The sequence below is a fragment of the Achromobacter sp. FW305-C-30-7 genome (assembly GCF_058783105.1).
Window position 1 is genome coordinate 251,855 of record NZ_JBYSYI010000005.1, and the last position, 19,283, is coordinate 271,137.

Genomic DNA, 19,283 nt, shown 5'->3' on the forward strand with positions numbered 1-19,283 from the left:
CGGCGGGCGAGGGTCAGGCGTTGCGGGAGGTAGCTCTCTCGAAGGCGTCCAGCAGCGGTTGCAGGCGGGCGCCGCGGGTCTTCAGCGCGGCCTGGTTGACGATCAGGCGCGAGGAGATCGGCATAATGTCTTCCACCGCGACCAGGTCGTTGGCGCGCAAGGTGCCGCCGGTGGACACCAGGTCCACGATGCAGTCGGCCAGGCCCACCAGCGGCGCCAGTTCCATCGAACCATACAGCTTGATGATGTCCACGTACACACCCTTGGCCGCGAAGTGTTCACGGGCTGACTGCACGTACTTGGTGGCCACGCGCAGGCGCGCGCCCTGGTGGACGGCGCCTTCGTAGTCGAAGCCCTTGCGCACGGCCACGGCCAGGCGGCACTTGGCGATGTTCAGGTCGATGGGTTGGTACAGGCCGCCGGGCTGTTCCTTGGCGTGCTCGATGAGCACGTCCTTGCCCGCGATGCCGAGGTCGGCCGCGCCGTACTGCACGTAGGTGGGCACGTCCGAGGCGCGCACGATGATCAGGCGCAGGCCGGGATCGCTGGTGGGCAGGATCAGCTTGCGCGAGCTTTCGGGGTTCTCGGGGACTTCGATGCCGGCCTCGGCCAGCAGCGGCATGGTCTCTTCGAAAATGCGCCCTTTGGACAGCGCCAGGGTCAGGGGGGGGACGACGGTGGCATCGTTCATGCCTGTTCCTTGGTAACGCGTTGGATGTTCGCGCCCAGGGCGCGCAGTTTGACTTCCATCTGGTCGTAGCCGCGGTCCAGGTGGTAGATGCGGTCGACCAGGGTTTCGCCTTCGGCCGCGAGGCCGGCGATGACCAGGCTGGCCGAGGCGCGCAGGTCGGTGGCCATGACGGTAGCGCCCGACAGCTTCGGCACGCCGCGCACGATGGCGGTGTGGCCGTCGATGTCGATGTCCGCGCCCATGCGGCGCAGTTCCTGCACGTGCATGTAGCGGTTTTCGAAGATGGTCTCGACGACGACCGAGGTGCCGTCGGCCACGGCGTTCAGCGCCATGACCTGGGCCTGCATGTCGGTGGCGAAGCCGGGGTACTCCAGCGTGCGGAAGCCCACGGCGCGGGGGCGCGAGGACATGGCGCAGCGGATCCAGTCGGGGCCGGTCTCGATGGTGAGGCCGGCCTCGGTCAGCTTGCTCAGGGTGGCGCCGAGGATGTCCGCGTCGGTGTTGCGCAGGACGATGTCGCCGCCCGCCGCGCCGACGGCGCACAGGAAGGTGCCGGCTTCGATGCGGTCGGAGATGACGCGGTGTTCGGCGCCGTGCAGGCGGTCCACGCCGTCGATCACGATGCGGCTGGTGCCGTGGCCCTGGATGCGCGCGCCCATCTTGATGAGCAGTTCGGCCAGGTCCACCACTTCAGGTTCGCAGGCGGCGTTCTCCAGCACGGTCTGGCCTTCGGCCAGCACCGCGGCCATCAGCAGGTTCTCGGTGCCGGTGACGGTGACCATGTCGGTGCGCACCGAGGCGCCCTTCAGGCGCTTGGCGCGAGCCACCACGAAGCCGTGTTCGATGCTGATTTCCGCGCCCAGGGCGGCCAGGCCCTTGATGTGCTGGTCCACCGGACGCTGGCCGATGCTGCAGCCGCCAGGCAGGCTGACGCGGGCTTCGCCGAAGCGCGCCAACAGCGGCCCGAGCACCAGGATGGAGGCCCGCATGGTCTTGACCAGTTCGTAGGGGGCTTCCAGCTTGTCGACCTGGTTGGCCTGCAGCGTGACCGTGCCGTCCGCGTCACGCTCGGCGCGCATGCCCATGCGGCCCAGCAGGCGCAGCATGGTGGCCGTGTCGTTCAGGTGCGGCACGTTGCTGAGGGTCAGCGCGTCGGCGGTCAGCAGGCCGGCGCACAGGATGGGCAGGGCCGAGTTCTTGGCGCCGGAGATGGAGATTTCGCCGTGCAGGCGCGAACCTCCGGTGATGCGTAGCTTGTCCATTACTTGCCTGCTTGCTGGTATTCGGCGGGCGTCAGGGTGCGCATGGACAGCGCATGGATCTCGGCCTTCATGCGGTCGCCGAGCGCGGCATAGACCAGTTGATGGCGCTGGATCAGGCGCTTGCCTTCGAAGGCGGTGCTGACGATGACGGCGTCGAAATGCGAGCCGTCGCCTTGCACGTCGAGATGTTCACAGGGCAGGCCGTCCGCAATGTATTGGCGGACTTGCGCGGGAGTGGGAAGCATGGACGTCAGTTCCTGAGTTTGTAGCCGCTGGCCAGTAGCCGCAGCGCATAGAGCGATAGCGCGAGGAACACCCCCGTCACCACGGCCAGGCTGCGCCAGGGGGAGACGTCCGACACCGAGAAGAATCCGTAGCGGAAGCCGTCGATGGTGTAGAAGATGGGGTTCCAGTGGGACACGCTCTGCCAGAAGGCGGGGAGCGTATGGATGGAATAGAACACGCCAGACAGGAAGGTGGCCGGCATGATGAGGAAATTCTGGAAGGCCGCGAGCTGGTCGAATTTCTCGGACCAGAGGCCCGCGATCAGGCCCAGCACGCCCATGATGCCGCAGGCCAGCACGGCGAAGACGGCCAGCCACAGCGGGTGGGCGGGGATCAGCGACACGAAGAACAGCGCCACGACCCACACGCACAGCCCGACCGCGAGGCCGCGCACGATCGCCGCCAGCACGTAGGCGGCGAAGATGTCGCGGTGCGACAGCGGCGGCAGCAGCATGAAGACCAGGTTGCCCGTGATGCGGCTCTGGATGAGCGACGACGAGGGATTGGCGAAGGCGTTCTGCAGCATGCTCATCATCATGAGCCCGGGTATCAGGAACGCCGTGTAGGGCACGCTGCCGTACACCATGACGCGCCCTTCCAGCACATGAGCGAAGACCAGCAGGTACAGCAGCGCGGTGATGACGGGGGCGGCGATGGTCTGGAAGCTGACCTTCCAGAAGCGCAGCAATTCCTTGCGCAGCAAGGTCGGGAAGCCGGAGCCCGCATCCAGGCGGGGCTGCACCAGCGGCTGGCTGGCGGTCGCGGCGGGCTGGGTCATGACGAGATCTCTTCGGGTTGCAGGGCGGGCGCGGGCTGCTCGTCGCCTGCGTGCATGATGCGCACGAAGGCGTCTTCGAGGTCGACCCCGCCGACGCGGGCCATCAGGGCCTGGGTGGTGTCCAGCGCCACGATGCGGCCGCGCTTGAGCATGGCGATGCGGCCGCACAGGGCTTCCGCTTCTTCGAGGTAGTGGGTGGTCAGCATGATGGTGTGGCCGGCCTTGTTCAGGCGCGAGATGAATTCCCACAGCGTGCGCCGCAGGTCCACGTCCACGCCGGCGGTGGGTTCGTCCAGCACGATTACCGGCGGGCGGTGCACCAGCGCCTGGGCCACCAGCACGCGGCGCTTCATGCCGCCGGACAGCGCCCGCATATTGGAGTTGGCCTTGTCGGCCAGCCCCAGGTTGAACAGGATTTCGTCGATCCAGTCGTCGTTCTTGCGCAGGCCGAAATAGCCGGATTGGATGCGCAGGGTCTCGCGTACCGTGAAGAACGGGTCGTAGACCAGCTCTTGCGGCACCACGCCCAAAGCTCGCCGCGCCGACTTGTAGTCGGCCACGACGTCGTATCCACAGACCGTGGCGCGGCCCGAACTGGCGTGCGCCAGGCCGGCCAGGATCGAGATCAGCGTGGTCTTGCCGGCGCCATTGGGGCCGAGCAGGCCGAAGAACTCGCCGTGTTCAATATTCAGGCTGACATTGTCCAGCGCCTGGAAGCCGGCGGCGGGCGCGCGCCCGAGCAGCTTCTGCCAGCCGCGCTGGCGCGGGGAGTAGACCTTGGAGACGTTTTCTAGACTGACGGCGGACATGACGGGGGGAAATGGCCCGGAAAGAGCGAATTGATCATTATATAAGCGCGTCGCTGCGGGCCGGGTCGGTACCCCTGGCATCTCGCCGGGTATCCGATTAGTCTGTCCCTAAAACAATCGGCCCGGCGGGCCACAAGGGCGCGCCGGGCCGCGATAGCCGCAAGGCCGGTCATTGATTGCGCTGGTTCAGCGCCTGGATCAGGCCGTCGATGCCGTTCTGATTGATCTGCTGGGCGAACTGGTTGCGGTAGTTCTCGATCAGCCAGATGCCTTCGACGTTCATGTCGTAGATCTTCCAGCCCTGGGGCGTCTTTTCCAGGCGGTAATCCACGCCGGTGGGCTGGCCGTTGGCCTGGCTGATCAGCGTGCGCACGACCACGTCGTCGGCCTTGGGATCGCCGCGGAACGGCAGCGCGGTGACGTTGGTGCTGGGCGTGACGCGGGTCAGCGCGCCGCTGTAGGTGCGCACCAAGGTGCCGCGGAAGGCCTCGGCCAGCGCTTTTTTCTGCGCATCGGTAGCCTGGCGCCAGTAGCGGCCGGTGGCCAGCCGGGTGGTCTTCTGGAAGTTGACGTAAGGCAGGATGTGCTCGTTGACGACCTGGTTGATGCGGGCGGTGTTGCCCGCCTTGACGGTGCCGTCGGCCTTCAGCACGTCCAGGGCCTCATTGGCCGTGGCGAGCACGAACTGGTCGGGAGAACCGTTGGGGTCGGGTTTGGCCTGCGCGCCGGCGGTCAGGCCCAGGGCCAGGAGGCCCGTGAAAACCAGACGCTGCAGCAGGGAAACAAAGGAAACTCGCATCAAAACTCCTTACTTGTACTGAGGACGCAACGCGGCGGATTACTTGGCCGCAGGTTGCGCCGCGGGTTGCGCAGCAGGCTGTGCCGCCGGCTGCGCGGCGGGGGCGGCATCGTCCTCGTCGTCTTCGTAGTTGGGCAGCGCGGACTCGTCGTCCACCTTCTGGCCCAGCACCATGGCGGCGCGGCGCTGCAGGTAGGCATCGCGCACGAAGCTGTAGGGATCGAGTGCGACGCGGTCGATGGTGTCGGTGGCGCTCAGCAGGCTGGCGCGCGTATCGACCACGCGCAGGCCCCACAGCGAGTTGCGCAGGCGGACGTTGTCGATGGAATCCACGCCCATGTAGCCGTAGGTCGTGCCTGCGTAGTCGCCGATCAGGCCTGCGCCGTCGCGCACCGACGACGAGCCGAAGAACGGCAGCACCAGGTACGGGCCCTGGCTGAAGCCCCACACGCCCAGCGTCGTGCCGAAGTCGTTCGGGATGCGGCGCGCGCCATTGGCCGAGGCGACGTCGAAGCAGCCGCCCACGCCCATGGTGGTGTTGAACAGGAAGCGGCCCAGCGTGTTGACGAAGTCGTGGCCGCGGCCTTGCAGGAAGCTGTTGGCGCCGGACCAGAGGTCGCCGACGTTGCTGAAGATGTTGTGCACGCAGCTGCGCACCGGCTGCGGCGTGACGAAGGTATAGGCCTGCGCCACCGGCTTGAAGACGGCGCGGTCGACCGTGTCGTTGAACTTGTAGACGCCCCGGTTGAAGCCTTCCCAGGGGTCGCGCGGATCCGGGTTCTGCGGCGCGGCGCAGCCTGCCATGAGCGCGCCCGCGGCGGCGACGGTGGCAATCCTGCTAATAGCTTTCTTGTTCATGATCAGGACATCCCTATCAACGATTCTTATCATATTGCGTACTGCGGACGCGCTGCTGTTACCGCGTCTGTCGCATTGTCTTTAATTTGGCGTTTTCGCGGCGGGTTCCGGCGCGTTCGAGCCTTGCTTCTCCGCCGACCCGTACAGGAACTGGCTGATCAGTTGTTCAAGCACCACAGCGCTTTGCGTGTAGCGGATCTTGCCGCCGTCGGCAAAGTTTTCCTCTTCGCTGCCCGCGCTCAGGCCCAGGTATTGTTCGCCCAGCAGGCCCGACGTCAGGATGGACGCCGAAGTGTCCTTGGGGAACTGGTAGGCCGTTTCCAGGTTGACCGAGACGACCGCCTGGAAGGTCTTGTCATCGAACGAGATGCCGGCAACCCGGCCCACGACGACCCCCGCGCTCTTGACGGGCGCGCGCACCTTGAGGCCGCCTACGTTATCGAAGTTGGCCGTCAGCGTATAGGTCGGGGCGAAAGAAAAGGTGCTCAAGTTGCCGGCGCGCAACGCCAGGAACGCCAGCGCGACCGCGCCCAGCAATACAAACAGGCCTACCCAGAAGTCGGTTTTTTCGCGAGACATGATCGATCCGTATCAATTTCCAAACATCAAGGCGGTGAGCAGGAAGTCCAGCCCAAGTACCGCCAGGGAGCCCACCACCACGGTGCGCGTGGTCGCGCGGGCAACGCCTTCAGGGGTGGGCTTGGCCTGCCAGCCCTCGTAGAGCGCGACCAGCGTCACCGTGACGCCGAAGACCAGGCTCTTGATGACGCCGTTGGCCACGTCTTTCCAGACGTCGACGCCGTTCTGCATTTGCGACCAGAACGCGCCGGCGTCCACGCCGATCAGCAGCACGCCCACGACCCAGCCGCCCAGGATGCCCACCATGGAGAACACCGCCGCCAGAATGGGCATGGCGATGATGCCGCCCCACAGGCGCGGCACCAGCACGCGGCGTATGGGGTCGACCGCCATGACTTCCATGGCCGCCAGTTGTTCGCCGGCTTTCATCAGGCCGATTTCGGCGGTGAGCGAAGTGCCCGCGCGGCCGGCGAACAGCAGCGCCGTGACCACGGGCCCCAGTTCGCGCACCAGCGACAGGGCCACCAGCAGGCCCAGGGCTTCTTCGGAGCCGTAGCGGTTCAGCGTGTAATAGCCCTGCAGCCCCAGCACGAAGCCCACGAACATGCCGGACACGGCGATGATCAGCAGCGAGTAGTTGCCGATGAAGTGGACCTGCTGCGACACCAGGCGCGGACGCGACAGGGCAATGCCGCTGCGCGCCAGCATGGCGCCGAAGAACCGGGTGAAGTAGCCGATGCCGGAAACGCGGGTGCGCACCCAGCCGCCCAGCGCGCCGATGGCGTTGTTGGATCCGCTCATGCGCGGCGTCCCTCCTGTTGCGAAAGCCACTTCTTGAAAGCGGGCGTCTCGGGGTATTGGAACGCGACCGGGCCGTCGGGCTCCCCTTTGAGGAACTGCTGCACGTAGGGGTCCTGCGACGCCGACAGCATTTCGGGGGTACCGGCGGCGGCAAGCTTGCCCTGCCCGACCAGGTACACCTGGTCCGCGATGGCAAACGATTCGTGCACGTCGTGCGTGATCAGCACCGAGGCGCAGCCGAGGCGGTCGGCCAGGCTGCGGATCAGGCGGGCGGTAATGCCCAGCGAGATCGGGTCCAGCCCGGCAAACGGTTCGTCGTACAGAATGAGTTCGGGTTCCAGCACCACGGCGCGGGCCAGTGCCACGCGCCGGGCCATGCCGCCCGAGATCTCGGCCACCTTCAGGTGCGCGGCCGCGCGCAGGCCGACGGCGTCGAGCTTGTCCAGCACGCGCTCGGTGACTTCCGGTTCCGCCAGCTTGGTGTGCTCGCGCAGCGGGAAAGCCACGTTCTCGAACACGTTCAGGTCGGTGAAAAGCGCGCCCTGCTGAAATAGCACGCCCATGCGCGTGCGCAGCGATTCCAGTTCGGCGCGGTTGACGTGGGCCATGTCCTGGCCGAAGGCCAGCACCCGGCCTTGCTGCGCGGTGAGCTGGCCGGTGGCCGCGCGCAACAGCGTGGTCTTGCCCGAACCCGATCCGCCCATGATGGCGACCACCTGGCCGGCGCGCACGTCCATGGAGATGTCGCGCAAGACGGTGAAATCACCATAGCCTAGCGCCACACCTTCCAGGCGCAGGGCGAATTCCGGGGTCTTGCTGGTTTGAGCGGGCATGGGCAACGAAAGGGTGTTTCGGCGGCGGAGCTTGCCCTGCTGTCCGGTAGGCGCATCCGGCAATACGTGGGGCCGGCGCGGCTAAGACAGGCGGCGTCGGGAAGCGCCCTGTTACTCATATGCCGGGGGCGAGATGGTGCCTGGGCTCCCGGCGGCGAGGCGCCATTGTAGCCCGACGCTTTGTAATCACAACGCGGGACCCCGCAAGTGGAACAGTGTTTTCGGTTCAGGGAACAATACGGGTCAGCGCCGCGCCTGTGCCGCTGCGGTTTCCCGGGCCAGCCGCGCCACCAGGCCAGCGGTGGTCTCGCGCCGCGCGAGCGGCGCACCCTGGCCGGCCCACAGGGACAGCACATCGGTGTTGCCGGCCTTGCCGCCCGCCGTGCGCATGGGGCGCGTCAGCGCGTTCTGCAGGGGATACGGCAGGATGTCGGCCGCGATGGCGTCGGCCTCGCGCATGAAGGCGTTTTCGATGCCGCGGGCGGGCCGCCCGGAAAACGCCCGGGTCACCCGGGACTGTTCCGCCCGGGAGGCGAGCAGGAGCGCCTTGTAGGCCTCATTGATGCCGGACTCCTGGGTGGTCAGGAAGGCCGTCCCCATTTGGGCCAGGTCGGCGCCCAGCGCGATCGCGGCGGCAATGCCGCGGCCGTCCATGATGCCGCCAGACGCAATAACAGGGACCGATACTGCATCGGCCACCTGAGGTACCAGCGCCATGGTGCCGATCAGCGACTCCTCGAAACCGCCCAGGAAGGTGCCGCGATGGCCGCCCGCCTCGGCGCCCTGCGCCACGATGGCGTCCACGCCATCCTGTTGCAGCGCGACCGCTTCGCGCACGGTGGTCGCGGTGCCCACGGTCAGGATGCCCAGCTCGCGGCAGCGCGCGATGGCTGCGGCCGGCATGCGGCCGAAGGTGAAGCTGAAGACGGCCGGGCGCACGCGCAGGATGGCCTCGATCTGTTGCGGCAACGGGTCCGCCTGCGGGCCGGGCGCGGCGGGAGCCGCCAGACCCAGCTGCTGGTGGTAGCGCGCCATCAGGGCCAGCATGCGGTTGGCGTCGCCGCGCATGGGCTCTTCCGGCACGGCGGCGAACAGATTGATGGCGAACGGCAGCGGCGTGCGCGCACGGATGTCGCGCGCCGCCGCCTCGATCTGCTCGGGACTCATATAGGCCGCCCCGAGCGAACCCAGGACTCCCGCCTTCGATGATTCGGATACCAGCTCCACCGTCGTGGCGCCGCCGGCCATGGGGGCCTGGACGATGGGATGGTGCAGCTTGAGCAGATCAATCAGACGGGAAGCCATGGAAGTCTCCTGGAAGGTTACTGAAGCTGGATGTTCCCAGCCTTGATGACGTGGGCCCACTTCTCGGTTTCGCTCTTGATGAAGGCACCGAATTCCTCGGGCGTGCCGCCGCCGGCCTGGCTGCCGGTGTCGGCGATGGCCTTCTGCACGTCCGGCTCTTTCAGGATGCGGTTGAACTCGGCGTTGAGCTTGGCGATGATGGGCGCGGGCGTGCCGGCGGGGGCGACGATGCCCTGCCAGTTGTAGGACTCGAAGCCCGGCAGGCCGGATTCGGCCATGGTCGGCACGTCGGGCAGCACGGCCAGGCGCTTGGCGGACGTGACGGCGATGGGATGGATCTTGGCGCCCTGGATCGCGGGCAGTGCGGAATAGCCCATTTCGAACATCATCGAGATATGGCCGCCCATGAGATCGGTCGCGGCCAGGCTGCCGCCCTTGTAGGGCACGTGGACGATGTCGATCTTGGCCTGTTCGCGGAACATTTCGCCGGACAGGTGGTGCGCGCCGCCCACGCCGGACGAACCGAAGGACAGCTTGCCGGGCTGCTTCTTGGCCAGCGCGATCAGGTCCGCCAGGGTCTTCACCGGCAGTTCGTTGTTCACGCTCAGCACCAGCGGGCTGTTTTCGATCAGGATGATCGGGGCCAGATCCTTCTGCGGGTTGTACGGCATGTCCTTCATCAGCGTCGGATTGACCGCCATGGGCGCCAGGTTGCCCGTGCCGATGGTGTAGCCGTCCGGCGCGGCGCGCGCGATCAGGTTGGTGCCGACCACGCCGCCCGCGCCTGCCTTGTTCTCGACCACGATGGGCTGGCCCAGCGAGTCGCCCAGCTTGCGCGCCAGGAGGCGCACCCGGGTGTCGGCGAAGCCGCCCGGCGCGTAGGGCACGATCATGGTGATGGGCTTGGCCGGCCAGTCGGCGGTCTGGGCCTGGGCGGCGCCGCTGAAGGCGGCGGTGGCTGCCAGGGCGGCAATAAGGGGACGCAATGCTTTCATACAGATGACTCCTGGTTTTGTTTTTTTAATGTGAACGGGCCCGCGGGCCGATCGCATTATGCCCAGCGCCAGCGTCATCTGTCGTGATCTTTCCCAAACGCCATGCGGACAGCGCCAGCAGCGCCGCGCTGGCCGCCAACACTTGCGGCAGGCCCGCGCCCCAGCGCGCCGCGTACGACGCCAGCAACGGTCCCAGGATCTGCCCCGCGGCGAACGCCGCGGTCATGAGAGCCGCCGCGCGCGGCGCCGAGGCGCCGGCCGAACGCCTGGCGGCCATCATGCCCGCCTGCGTGATCACCATGAAGGTGCCGCCCACCAGCACCGCAGCCAGGATCACGGCGCCAATGTGATGCCACAACGCCACGGCCACCATGCCCAGCGCCATCAAGGCCTGGGCGGCGCGCCAGACCTGCACGCTGTCGCGGCCCCGAGCCAGGCGTGGAACCAGCAGGCAGGACACGGCCGCCGCCAAGCCGAACAGGGGCCAGGCCCAGCCGAAAATGGCCGGGTCGGGAATGATCTCCTTGGCCATCGCCGGCAGAAAGGTGGCGGGAATGATGTAGCCCACGCCGAAGACGCCGTAGTGCAGCGCCAGCCGCGGAATATCGCGCGGCAGCCGGGCGGCGGACGCCGCGCTCGCCGTCGACGTAGCGGCCGCTACTGACTGGCGGCGCAAGCCTGGCCAGGCGATGGCGGACAGCGTCAGTGCCAGACCGCCCAGGGCCATCCAGACCGTGTCGGCGCGCGCGTTCCAGGCCGCCAATGCCAGGCAAGCCAGTCCCGTCAGTGCGATGCCCGCGCCTACGCCGGCAAAGGTCACGGCGGAGGCGTCCGCTTCGCGCGGGTCGCCCGCGGGCACCGCCCGCCACGCCGCCACGCAGATGAAGGCGCTGGCGCTGGCGTAGCCGGCGGCCAAGCGCAGCGCGCACCAGACCGCCATGCCGTGCCAGAGCGGCATGGCCAGGGTCAGCAGCGCCACCGCCAGCAGGCTGGCCGCCAGCGTGCCGCGCAGGCGGCGGATGGGCCAGACCACGGCGGCCAGTGCGCCCAGCAGATAGCCCGCGTAGTTGGCCGAGGCCAGCCAGCCGCCCTGCGCCAGCGACAGGCCGTCCTCCTGCGCCATCAGGGGCCAGACCGGCGTGAAGGCGAACCGGCCTATCCCCATGGCGGCTGCCAGGGCCAGCGCCGCCGGCCAAGCCAGGGCGGCGGCGCTGCGCGACGCGGAGACGGAAGGGTAAATGGGCGTTGACATAGCCCCACTCTACGGCTGTACTAATATCTTTAGTAGTGAATAATTAAGATAGTGAGTTCTCAAAATGAGAAACTTGGACCTCGATGCGCTACAGATCTTCAAGGCGGTCGCCGACCAGGGCGGGGTGGCGCGCGCCGCCGCGCACCTGAATCGCGTGCAGTCCAACGTGTCGACGCGCCTGAAGCAGTTGGAGGCCTCGTTGCAGGCGCCGCTGTTCCGGCGGCAGAACCGCCGGCTGGTGTTGTCGGACCAGGGCCGCGTGCTGCTGTCCTACGCCGACCGCCTGCTGCGCCTGGCGGATGAAGCCCAGGCCGCGGTTCGTGACGGTTCCCCGCAGGGCGTGCTGCGCATCGGCACCATGGAAAGCACGGCGGCCGCGCGCTTGCCGCCCATCCTGGCGGCCTATCACGCGGCCTGGCCGCAGGTGCGGATCGAACTGGTGACAGGCACGTCGGCCGCGCTGGCGGCCAAGGTGCGCAACTACGAGATCGAGGCCGCGTTCGTGGCCCAGCCCTTTCCGGCCGAGGGCCTGGCGGCGCTGGATGCGTTCAAGGAAGAGCTGGCGCTGATTTCGCCGCTGGCCTGGGATCCGATCGACAGTCCCAGGGATCTGGGCGACCGCAGCGTCATTGCCTTCGCGTCGGGATGCTCGTACCGGCGCATCCTGGAATCATGGTTGAACCAGGAAGGTGTCGCGCCTGGCAAGGTGATGGAGTTCGCCTCGTATCACGCCATCGTCGCCTGCGTGGCCGCGGGCTCGGGCGTGGCCATCGTGCCGCGCTCGGTGCTGGCGGTGCTGGGCGCGGAGCACACGGTGCGCGTCGGCGCCCTGTCCGGCTCGCATGGCCGGGCCCTGACCCAGCTGGTCTGGCGCGCCGACGACGATACGCCGGCGTTGCAGGCCCTGCGGCACAAGCTGGCGGCGCCGCAAGGCTGAGGCAGGCTGCGCTCCGCTTGCTTTAGAAGCGGTAGCCGACGCCGATGGTCGCGACCCACGGGTCGATGCGCGCGGTACCGATGTGCTGGCCGTCCAGCTTCACCTTGGAGCGGATGTCGATGTAGCGGATATCCGCATTCATGAACCAGCGTTCGTTGATCTTGAAGTCCGCGCCCAGTTGCGCCGCCACGCCCCAGGAGTCGCCCAGCTTCAGGTTCGAGCCCTTCAGCGCGCCTTCCGCCTTGGTGTCGAAGAAGTGGGTGTAGTTGATGCCCACGCCGATGTAGGGCTGGATCATGCTGTCGGGCAGGATGTGCCATTGCAGGCTCAGCGTCGGCGGCAATTGCTTGGTCGAGCCGATCTTGCCCAGGCCGCTGCCGCTGACGTCATGCTGGAACGGCCAAGCGCCCAGCAATTCGATGCCGATGTTGCGCGTGGCCATGTAGGTCAGCGTGAAGCTCGGGCGCACGTTGTTGTTCACGTCCAGCCCGACGCTGCCATTGAGCACGGTGCCGTTGTTGGACGAGGGGCGGACCTGCGTAACGCCGACCTTGAACAGCACGTCGCCCGCTTCGTGGGCGTGCGCGGGGGCGGCGAGCGTGCCAGCGGCGATCAGGCCGGCGATGGCGGTGGCGCGGATACGGCCGTTCAGCGAAAACATTCTCTTCTCCGATCTTTCCATTGGGTGAGACAACAGGTTCTCAAACCTGGCGTCCGGCCCGCTTGATGTGTGTCAAATCGTGAAAAGACCGCAATTGAAAAGTGGTTATGTTGCAACACGCCGGCGTGCAGACAAAAAAATCGCCGCCGGCGCAAAGCGCTCGGCGGCGATCTGATTAAGCCTGATCGGGGTGATCAGCGCGGCAGTTCGCTGCTGCCCATGAGGTAGGCGTCCACCGAGCGCGCGCACTGGCGCCCTTCGCGGATGGCCCAGACCACCAGGGACTGGCCGCGGCGCATGTCGCCGGCGGTGAAGACCTTCTCGACGTTGGTGCGGTAATCATCGGTATTGGCGCGCACGTTGCCGCGCGCGTCGCGGTCCACGCCAAAGGCGTCCAGCACCGTCTGCACGGGCGACACGAAGCCCATGGCCAGCAGCACCAGGTCGGCCTTGATCTCGAACTCCGAGCCCTCGACCTCGCGCATCTTCATCTGGCCGGTGGCTTCGTCCTTGAACCATTCGACGCGCGCGCCGACCAGCTTCTCGACCTTGCCGTTGCTGCCCTGGAGCAGCTTGGTGGTCACGGACCAGTCGCGCTCGCAGCCTTCCTCGTGCGAGGAGGAGGTGCGCATCTTGAGCGGCCAGTACGGCCAGGTCATGGTCTTGTTTTCGCTCTCCGGCGGCTGGGGCATCAGCTCGAACTGCGTGACCGAGGCCGCGCCGTGGCGGTTGCTGGTGCCGACGCAGTCGGAACCCGTGTCGCCGCCGCCGATCACCACCACGTGCTTGCCCTTGGCCAGCGTCTGGTTGGTGAGGCGGTCGCCCGCCACCGCCTTGTTCTGCTGGCGCAGGAAGTCCATGGCGTAGTACACGCCCGACAGCTCGCGGCCGGGCACCGGCAGGTCGCGCGGGGTTTCCGAACCACCGCTCATCACCACCGCGTCGAACTCGGCCAGCAGCGATTCCGGCGCGCGCACCGTCAGGCCGTCGGCCACGGGATCGCTGGGGTTGCCGATGTAGGTCGACGGCGCGAACTCCACGCCCTCGGCTTCCATCTGCGAGATGCGGCGGTCGATCTGGTGCTTTTCCAGCTTGAAGTCGGGGATGCCGTAGCGCAGCAGGCCGCCGATGCGGTCGCTCTTTTCGAACAGCGTCACCGAGTGGCCGGCGCGCGCCAGCTGCTGCGCGCACGCCATGCCGGCGGGGCCGGAGCCCACCACGGCGACCTTCTTGCCGGTCTTGCGCGCCGGCACCTGCGGCGACACCCAGCCTTCGGCCCAGCCCTTGTCGATGATGGCGTGCTCGATGGACTTGATGCCGACAGCGTCGCTGTTGATGTTCAAGGTACAGGCGGCTTCACACGGCGCCGGGCAGATGCGGCCGGTGAACTCGGGGAAGTTGTTGGTGGAATGCAGCACGTCCAGCGCGCGCTTCCAGTCCTGCCGGTACACCAGGTCATTCCAGTCCGGGATGATGTTGTTGACCGGGCAGCCGTTGTTGCAGAACGGGATGCCGCAGTCCATGCAGCGCGCCGCCTGTTGCTTGGCCTGGTCGTCGCTCAGGTGCAGCACGAATTCGCGCCAGTTCTTCAGCCGCTTCTGCGGGGCCTCGGAGGCCTCCTGCAGACGCTGAAATTCCATAAAGCCGGTTATCTTTCCCATGGTATCCCTCACGCAGCCAGTTGTTGCGGGTTGGCTGCACGCCACATTTCACCCAATGCGCGGCGGTAGTCCGTCGGCATGATTTTCACGAATTTGCCGCGCGAGGCTTCCCAGTCGCCCAGGATTTCGCGGGCGCGGAAGCTGCCGGTGTAGCGGAAGTGGTCTTCCACCAGGCGCCGCAGGATGGTTTCGTCCGTTTCGCGTTCGCCGCCGCGCTGCGCGCTGTGCCAGACGTCGATGTTGTTCTGGGCAAGCTGTTCCGCGTGCGGCACGATGCTTTCCAGTTCGACCATGGACAGGTTGGCGCGCTGCTTGAGCGTGCGTTCCGGATCCCACACATAGGCCACGCCGCCCGACATGCCGGCCGCGAAGTTGCGGCCGGTGGCGCCCAGCACCACGACGGTGCCGCCGGTCATGTATTCGCAGCCATGGTCGCCGGTGCCTTCGACGACGGTGGCCGCGCCCGAGTTGCGCACCGCGAAGCGTTCGCCGGCCACGCCGTTGAAGAACGCCTCGCCCGCCAGCGCGCCGTACAGCACGGTGTTGCCGGCGATGATGTGGTCGGGGCCGAAGCCGCGGAAGTCGTTGGGCGAGCGCACGATGATGCGGCCGCCGGACAGGCCCTTGCCGACGTAGTCGTTGCCTTCGCCCACCAGGTCCATCGTGATGCCGTGGGCCAGGAACGCGCCGAAGCTCTGGCCGGCGGTGCCGTTGCACTGGATGTGGATGGTGTCGTCCGGCAGGCCCTCATGGCCGTAGCGCGAAGCCACCGCGCCCGACAGCATGGCGCCGATAGTACGGTTGCGGTTGCGCACGGGGACGATGAACGAAACCTTCTCGCCGCGTTCCAGTGCCGGCTTGCTGCGCTCGATCAACTGGTGGTCCAGCGCGCCGGCCAGGCCGTGGTCCTGCTCTTCGGTCTGGCGCACGTCGGCGTCGGACTGGGTTTGATGGAATACGCGGGCAAAGTCCAGGCCCTGGGCCTTCCAGTGTTCCACGCCCGAGCGCATGTCCAGCAGGTCGGCGCGGCCGATCAGGTCGTCGAACTTGCGGATGCCCAGCTGGGCCATGATTTCGCGCACTTCCTCGGCGATGAAGAAGAAGAAGTTCACGACGTGCTCGGGCTTGCCCTGGAATTTTTTGCGCAGGACCGGGTCCTGCGTGGCCACGCCCACCGGGCAGGTGTTCAGGTGGCACTTGCGCATCATGATGCAGCCTTCCACGACCAGCGGCGCGGTCGCGAAGCCGAATTCGTCGGCGCCCAACAGCGCGCCGATGACGACGTCGCGGCCGGTCTTCATCTGGCCGTCGGCCTGCACGCGGATGCGGCTGCGCAGGCGGTTGAGCACCAGCGTCTGCTGCGTCTCGGCCAAGCCCAGTTCCCAGGGCGTGCCCACGTGCTTGATGGACGACACCGGGGACGCGCCCGTGCCGCCGTCATGGCCAGCGATCACGACGTGGTCGGCCTTGGCCTTGGCCACGCCCGCGGCCACCGTGCCCACGCCCACCTCGGACACCAGCTTGACCGACACCGAAGCCTTGGCGTTCACGTTCTTCAGGTCGTGGATCAGCTGGGCCAGGTCTTCGATCGAGTAGATGTCGTGGTGCGGCGGGGGCGAGATCAGGCCCACGCCCGGCACCGAGTAGCGCAGCTTGGCGATGTACTCGGACACCTTGTGGCCGGGCAACTGGCCGCCTTCGCCGGGCTTGGCGCCTTGCGCCATCTTGATCTGGATCTGGTCGGCCGACGACAGGTATTCGGCGGTCACGCCGAAACGGCCCGAGGCCACCTGCTTGATCTTCGAGCGCAGCGAGTCGCCCTTCTTCAGTTCGACGTCGGCTTCGATGCGGTCCGTGCCCAGCACCGAGGCCAGCGTGTCGCCGTCCTTGATGGTGCTCTTGCCTTCGCGCATTTCGGCGCGGTAGCGCAGTTCGTCCTCGCCGCCTTCGCCGGTGTTGGACTTGCCGCCGATGCGGTTCATGGCCACGGCCAGCACCGAGTGCGCCTCGGTGGAGATCGAGCCCAGCGACATGGCGCCGGTGGCGAAACGCTTGACGATATCCTTGGCGGATTCGACGTCGTCCAGCGGAATGGCGCGCGACGGATCGAAGCGGAACTCGAACAGGCCGCGCAGGGTCATGTGGCGACGGCTCTGGTCGTTGATGATCTGCGCGTATTCCTTGTACGTGCGGTAGTTGTTGGCGCGCGAGGCGTGCTGCAGCTTGGCGATGGAGTCTGGCGTCCACATGTGCTCTTCGCCGCGCACGCGGTAGGCATATTCGCCACCCGCGTCCAGGTCGTTGGCCAGGACCGGATCGGTGCTGAAGGCGGCGCGGTGCTGGCGCAGCGCTTCCTCGGCCACCTGGAAGATGCCGATGCCTTCGATGTTGGAGGCGGTGCCGGTGAAGTACTTGTTCACCAGGGCGGTCTGCAGGCCCACGGCTTCGAAGATCTGCGCGCCGGTGTAGGACATGTAGGTGGAAATGCCCATCTTGGACATGACCTTGTTCAGGCCCTTGCCGATGGCCTTGATGAAGTTCTTGACCGCCTTTTCGGGGTCGTTCATCTTGCCCAGCGATTCCAGCGCCAGGTAGGGGTGGATGGCTTCGGCGCCGTAGCCGCCCAGCAGCGCGAAGTGGTGCACTTCGCGCGCCGAGCCGGTTTCCACCACCAGGCCGGTATTGGTGCGCAGGCCGGCGCGGATCAGGTGCTGGTGGACCGCGGACGTCGCCAGCAGCGCGGGGATGGCCACGCGCTCGCTGTCGACCAGGCGGTCGGACACGATCAGGATGTTGTAGCCGCTGCGCACCGCGTCGACGGCGCGCGCGCACAGCGCAGCCACGCGGGCTTCGATGCCCTCGGGGCCCCAGGCGGCGGGATAGGTGATGTCCAGCTCAAAGCTGCGGAACTTCTTGCCCGTGACCTGCTCGATGTCGCGGATCTGCGCCATGGCGGCGAAGTCCAGCACCGGCTGGGACACTTCCAGGCGCAGCGGCGGATTGACGTTGTTGATGTCCAGCAGGTTCGGCTTGGGGCCGATGAAGGACACCAGCGACATCACCAGCTGTTCGCGGATGGGGTCGATCGGCGGGTTGGTGACCTGCGCGAACAACTGGCGGAAGTAGTTGTAGAACGGCTTGGCGCGGTCGGACAGCACGGCCAGCGGGGCGTCGTTGCCCATCGAGCCGATGACTTCCTCGCCCGACGAGGCCATGGGTTCGAGGATGAACTTGTAGTCTTCCTGGGTCCAGCCGAAGGCTTGCTGGCGGTCCAGCAGCGACACCGACGACTGCGTGGCGACGGCGGCCTGGCGCGGCGCCGGCAGCGATTCCAGCTTGATCTGCAGGCGTTCGATCCACTGGCGGTAGGGCCGGTTGTTGGCCAGCTGCAGCTTGATCTCGGCGTCGTCGATGATGCGGCCCTGTTCCAGGTCGATCAGGAACATCTTGCCCGGCTGCAGGCGCCACTTCTTGACGATGCGATTTTCGGGGATGGACAGCGTGCCGGCTTCGGACGCCAGGATGACCATATCGTCATCGGTGACCAGGTAGCGGGCCGGACGCAGGCCGTTGCGGTCCAGCGTGGCGCCGATCTGGCGGCCGTCGGTGAACGCGACCGCGGCGGGGCCGTCCCACGGCTCCATCATGGCGGCGTGGTACTCGTAGAAAGCGCGGCGGCTTTCGTCCATCTGCGTGTGCTGTTCCCAGGCTTCCGGGATCATCATCATCATGGCGTGGGCCAGCGAGTAGCCCGAATTCACCAGCAGTTCCAGGCAGTTGTCGAACGTGGCGGTGTCCGACTGGCCTTCGTAGACGATGGGGTACAGCTTCTTCAGGTCGTCGCCCAGCACGGCCGACTGCATCATGCCTTCGCGCGCGCGCAGCCAGTTGAAGTTGCCCTTGACCGTGTTGATTTCGCCGTTGTGGGCAATCATGCGGTACGGGTGGGCCAGCGGCCAGGCCGGGAAGGTGTTGGTCGAGAAGCGCTGGTGCACCAGCGCCAGCGCCGACACCGTGCGGGTATCGGCCAAGTCGCGGTAGTAGCGGCCGACCTGGTCGGCCAGCAGCAGGCCCTTGTAGACCACGGTGCGCACCGAGGCCGAAGGCACGAAGTATTCCTTGCCGTGCGCCAGATGCATGTTCTGGATGGCGTGGCTGGCGGTCTTGCGGATCACGTACAGCTTGCGCTCCAGCGCGTCCGGCACCATCACGTCGGCGCCGCGGCCGATGAACAGCTGGCGGATCACGGGTTCGCAGGCGCGCACGGTGGGCGACATGGGCATGTCCACGTCCACCGGCACGTCGCGCCAGCCCAGGACGACTTGGCCCTCGGCGCGCACGGAGCGTTCCAGCTCCTGTTCGCAGGCCAGGCGCGAAGCCGTTTCCTTGGGCAGGAACACCATGGCCACGCCGTACTCGCCGGGAGGCGGCAGCGTGATGCCTTGATGGCCGAGTTCGTCGCGGTAGAGCGTGTCGGGAATCTGGATCAGGATGCCGGCGCCGTCGCCCATCAGCTTGTCCGCGCCGACCGCGCCGCGGTGGTCCAGGTTTTCCAGGATCTTCAGGCCCTGCTGGATGATGGCGTGGCTTTTCTTGCCCTTGATGTGGGCCACGAAACCGACGCCGCAGGCGTCATGTTCGTTCTTGGGGTTGTACAGACCCTGCGCGGAAGGCAGCCCGATGCGGCTGGCATCGATGGGGGTCGCCTTGGGCGGGGGACAGGAGTCGATCGGGGTAATTTGGGGCATGGCGCGCTCCGCAGTGGGCCTGCGTCGTA

At 67.1% G+C, this 19,283-nt stretch carries 17 protein-coding genes; 1 reads left to right on the forward strand and 16 read right to left on the reverse strand.

Going from position 1 to position 19,283, the window contains the following annotated elements:
* Window positions 1-13 precede the first annotated feature (13 nt).
* The 13 genes from hisG to AC3WOB_RS18160 all read right to left on the reverse strand — a co-directional run bounded on the left by hisG (window position 14) and on the right by AC3WOB_RS18160 (window position 11,247).
* Complete coding sequence (gene hisG / locus AC3WOB_RS18100) at window positions 14-691, reverse strand: ATP phosphoribosyltransferase (RefSeq protein ID WP_013390951.1); 678 nt, start codon at window positions 689-691, stop codon at window positions 14-16.
* The gene (gene murA / locus AC3WOB_RS18105; protein WP_492275775.1) at window positions 688-1,953 is read right to left on the reverse strand and encodes a UDP-N-acetylglucosamine 1-carboxyvinyltransferase; all 1,266 of its coding nucleotides are present in this window, start codon (window positions 1,951-1,953) and stop codon (window positions 688-690) included. The genes hisG and murA overlap by 4 nt, the downstream gene beginning before the upstream one ends.
* Complete coding sequence (locus AC3WOB_RS18110; protein ID WP_013390953.1) at window positions 1,953-2,198, reverse strand: BolA family protein; 246 nt, start codon at window positions 2,196-2,198, stop codon at window positions 1,953-1,955. Before AC3WOB_RS18110 ends, murA begins: the two co-directional genes overlap by 1 nt.
* A 5-nt stretch (window positions 2,199-2,203) precedes the next feature.
* A complete protein-coding gene (locus AC3WOB_RS18115) occupies window positions 2,204-3,016 on the reverse strand; it encodes an ABC transporter permease (protein ID WP_013390954.1) in 813 nt (270 codons plus the stop codon).
* Window positions 3,013-3,825 (reverse strand): ABC transporter ATP-binding protein, encoded by an 813-nt coding sequence (locus AC3WOB_RS18120; protein WP_013390955.1) that lies wholly within the window; start codon window positions 3,823-3,825, stop codon window positions 3,013-3,015. Before AC3WOB_RS18120 ends, AC3WOB_RS18115 begins: the two co-directional genes overlap by 4 nt.
* Before the next feature lie 169 nt (window positions 3,826-3,994).
* Complete coding sequence (locus AC3WOB_RS18125; RefSeq protein WP_013390956.1) at window positions 3,995-4,624, reverse strand: MlaC/ttg2D family ABC transporter substrate-binding protein; 630 nt, start codon at window positions 4,622-4,624, stop codon at window positions 3,995-3,997.
* Window positions 4,625-4,663: 39 nt separating this feature from the next.
* Window positions 4,664-5,482, reverse strand: a complete 819-nt coding sequence (locus AC3WOB_RS18130) for an MlaA family lipoprotein (RefSeq protein WP_013390957.1) — start codon at window positions 5,480-5,482, stop codon at window positions 4,664-4,666.
* An 81-nt stretch (window positions 5,483-5,563) separates the two neighbouring features.
* A complete protein-coding gene (gene mlaD / locus AC3WOB_RS18135) occupies window positions 5,564-6,061 on the reverse strand; it encodes an outer membrane lipid asymmetry maintenance protein MlaD (protein ID WP_013390958.1) in 498 nt (165 codons plus the stop codon).
* 12 nt (window positions 6,062-6,073) lie between these two features.
* A complete protein-coding gene (gene mlaE / locus AC3WOB_RS18140) occupies window positions 6,074-6,862 on the reverse strand; it encodes a lipid asymmetry maintenance ABC transporter permease subunit MlaE (protein WP_013390959.1) in 789 nt (262 codons plus the stop codon).
* Window positions 6,859-7,695 (reverse strand): ABC transporter ATP-binding protein, encoded by an 837-nt coding sequence (locus AC3WOB_RS18145; protein WP_013390960.1) that lies wholly within the window; start codon window positions 7,693-7,695, stop codon window positions 6,859-6,861. Before AC3WOB_RS18145 ends, mlaE begins: the two co-directional genes overlap by 4 nt.
* A gap of 243 nt (window positions 7,696-7,938) precedes the next feature.
* A complete protein-coding gene (locus AC3WOB_RS18150; RefSeq protein ID WP_492275776.1) occupies window positions 7,939-9,000 on the reverse strand; it encodes an NAD(P)H-dependent flavin oxidoreductase in 1,062 nt (353 codons plus the stop codon).
* A gap of 17 nt (window positions 9,001-9,017) precedes the next feature.
* Window positions 9,018-9,995, reverse strand: coding sequence for a Bug family tripartite tricarboxylate transporter substrate binding protein (locus AC3WOB_RS18155; RefSeq protein WP_013390962.1), 978 nt, complete (start codon window positions 9,993-9,995; stop codon window positions 9,018-9,020).
* Between the two features lie 25 nt (window positions 9,996-10,020).
* On the reverse strand, window positions 10,021-11,247 hold the full coding sequence (locus tag AC3WOB_RS18160; protein ID WP_492275777.1) for a YbfB/YjiJ family MFS transporter: 1,227 nt from the start codon (window positions 11,245-11,247) through the stop codon (window positions 10,021-10,023).
* A 64-nt stretch (window positions 11,248-11,311) separates the two neighbouring features.
* Between AC3WOB_RS18160 and AC3WOB_RS18165 the strand changes: the two genes are divergently transcribed.
* Window positions 11,312-12,184, forward strand: coding sequence for a LysR family transcriptional regulator (locus tag AC3WOB_RS18165; protein WP_492275778.1), 873 nt, complete (start codon window positions 11,312-11,314; stop codon window positions 12,182-12,184).
* 22 nt (window positions 12,185-12,206) lie between these two features.
* On the opposite strand, the gene AC3WOB_RS18170 is transcribed toward AC3WOB_RS18165, so the two are convergent.
* The 3 genes from AC3WOB_RS18170 to AC3WOB_RS18180 all read right to left on the reverse strand — a co-directional run bounded on the left by AC3WOB_RS18170 (window position 12,207) and on the right by AC3WOB_RS18180 (window position 19,254).
* Window positions 12,207-12,845: an OmpW/AlkL family protein gene (locus AC3WOB_RS18170; RefSeq protein WP_013390965.1), complete on the reverse strand. Its 639-nt coding sequence runs from the start codon at window positions 12,843-12,845 to the stop codon at window positions 12,207-12,209.
* A gap of 194 nt (window positions 12,846-13,039) precedes the next feature.
* Window positions 13,040-14,506: a glutamate synthase subunit beta gene (locus tag AC3WOB_RS18175; RefSeq protein WP_492275779.1), complete on the reverse strand. Its 1,467-nt coding sequence runs from the start codon at window positions 14,504-14,506 to the stop codon at window positions 13,040-13,042.
* Window positions 14,507-14,514: 8 nt separating this feature from the next.
* Window positions 14,515-19,254, reverse strand: coding sequence for a glutamate synthase-related protein (locus AC3WOB_RS18180; RefSeq protein WP_492275780.1), 4,740 nt, complete (start codon window positions 19,252-19,254; stop codon window positions 14,515-14,517).
* Window positions 19,255-19,283: the final 29 nt, after the last annotated feature.

What these genes read in the sequence shown, in the direction of transcription:
- hisG (WP_013390951.1), bottom strand. Translation starts at nt 691, where the DNA reads ATGAACGATGCCACCGTCGTCCCCCCCCTGACCCTGGCGCTGTCCAAA.
- murA (WP_492275775.1), bottom strand. Translation starts at nt 1,953, where the DNA reads ATGGACAAGCTACGCATCACCGGAGGTTCGCGCCTGCACGGCGAAATC.
- AC3WOB_RS18110 (WP_013390953.1), bottom strand. Translation starts at nt 2,198, where the DNA reads ATGCTTCCCACTCCCGCGCAAGTCCGCCAATACATTGCGGACGGCCTG.
- AC3WOB_RS18115 (WP_013390954.1), bottom strand. Translation starts at nt 3,016, where the DNA reads ATGACCCAGCCCGCCGCGACCGCCAGCCAGCCGCTGGTGCAGCCCCGC.
- AC3WOB_RS18120 (WP_013390955.1), bottom strand. Translation starts at nt 3,825, where the DNA reads ATGTCCGCCGTCAGTCTAGAAAACGTCTCCAAGGTCTACTCCCCGCGC.
- AC3WOB_RS18125 (WP_013390956.1), bottom strand. Translation starts at nt 4,624, where the DNA reads ATGCGAGTTTCCTTTGTTTCCCTGCTGCAGCGTCTGGTTTTCACGGGC.
- AC3WOB_RS18130 (WP_013390957.1), bottom strand. Translation starts at nt 5,482, where the DNA reads ATGAACAAGAAAGCTATTAGCAGGATTGCCACCGTCGCCGCCGCGGGC.
- mlaD (WP_013390958.1), bottom strand. Translation starts at nt 6,061, where the DNA reads ATGTCTCGCGAAAAAACCGACTTCTGGGTAGGCCTGTTTGTATTGCTG.
- mlaE (WP_013390959.1), bottom strand. Translation starts at nt 6,862, where the DNA reads ATGAGCGGATCCAACAACGCCATCGGCGCGCTGGGCGGCTGGGTGCGC.
- AC3WOB_RS18145 (WP_013390960.1), bottom strand. Translation starts at nt 7,695, where the DNA reads ATGCCCGCTCAAACCAGCAAGACCCCGGAATTCGCCCTGCGCCTGGAA.
- AC3WOB_RS18150 (WP_492275776.1), bottom strand. Translation starts at nt 9,000, where the DNA reads ATGGCTTCCCGTCTGATTGATCTGCTCAAGCTGCACCATCCCATCGTC.
- AC3WOB_RS18155 (WP_013390962.1), bottom strand. Translation starts at nt 9,995, where the DNA reads ATGAAAGCATTGCGTCCCCTTATTGCCGCCCTGGCAGCCACCGCCGCC.
- AC3WOB_RS18160 (WP_492275777.1), bottom strand. Translation starts at nt 11,247, where the DNA reads ATGTCAACGCCCATTTACCCTTCCGTCTCCGCGTCGCGCAGCGCCGCC.
- AC3WOB_RS18165 (WP_492275778.1), top strand. Translation starts at nt 11,312, where the DNA reads ATGAGAAACTTGGACCTCGATGCGCTACAGATCTTCAAGGCGGTCGCC.
- AC3WOB_RS18170 (WP_013390965.1), bottom strand. Translation starts at nt 12,845, where the DNA reads ATGTTTTCGCTGAACGGCCGTATCCGCGCCACCGCCATCGCCGGCCTG.
- AC3WOB_RS18175 (WP_492275779.1), bottom strand. Translation starts at nt 14,506, where the DNA reads ATGGGAAAGATAACCGGCTTTATGGAATTTCAGCGTCTGCAGGAGGCC.
- AC3WOB_RS18180 (WP_492275780.1), bottom strand. Translation starts at nt 19,254, where the DNA reads ATGCCCCAAATTACCCCGATCGACTCCTGTCCCCCGCCCAAGGCGACC.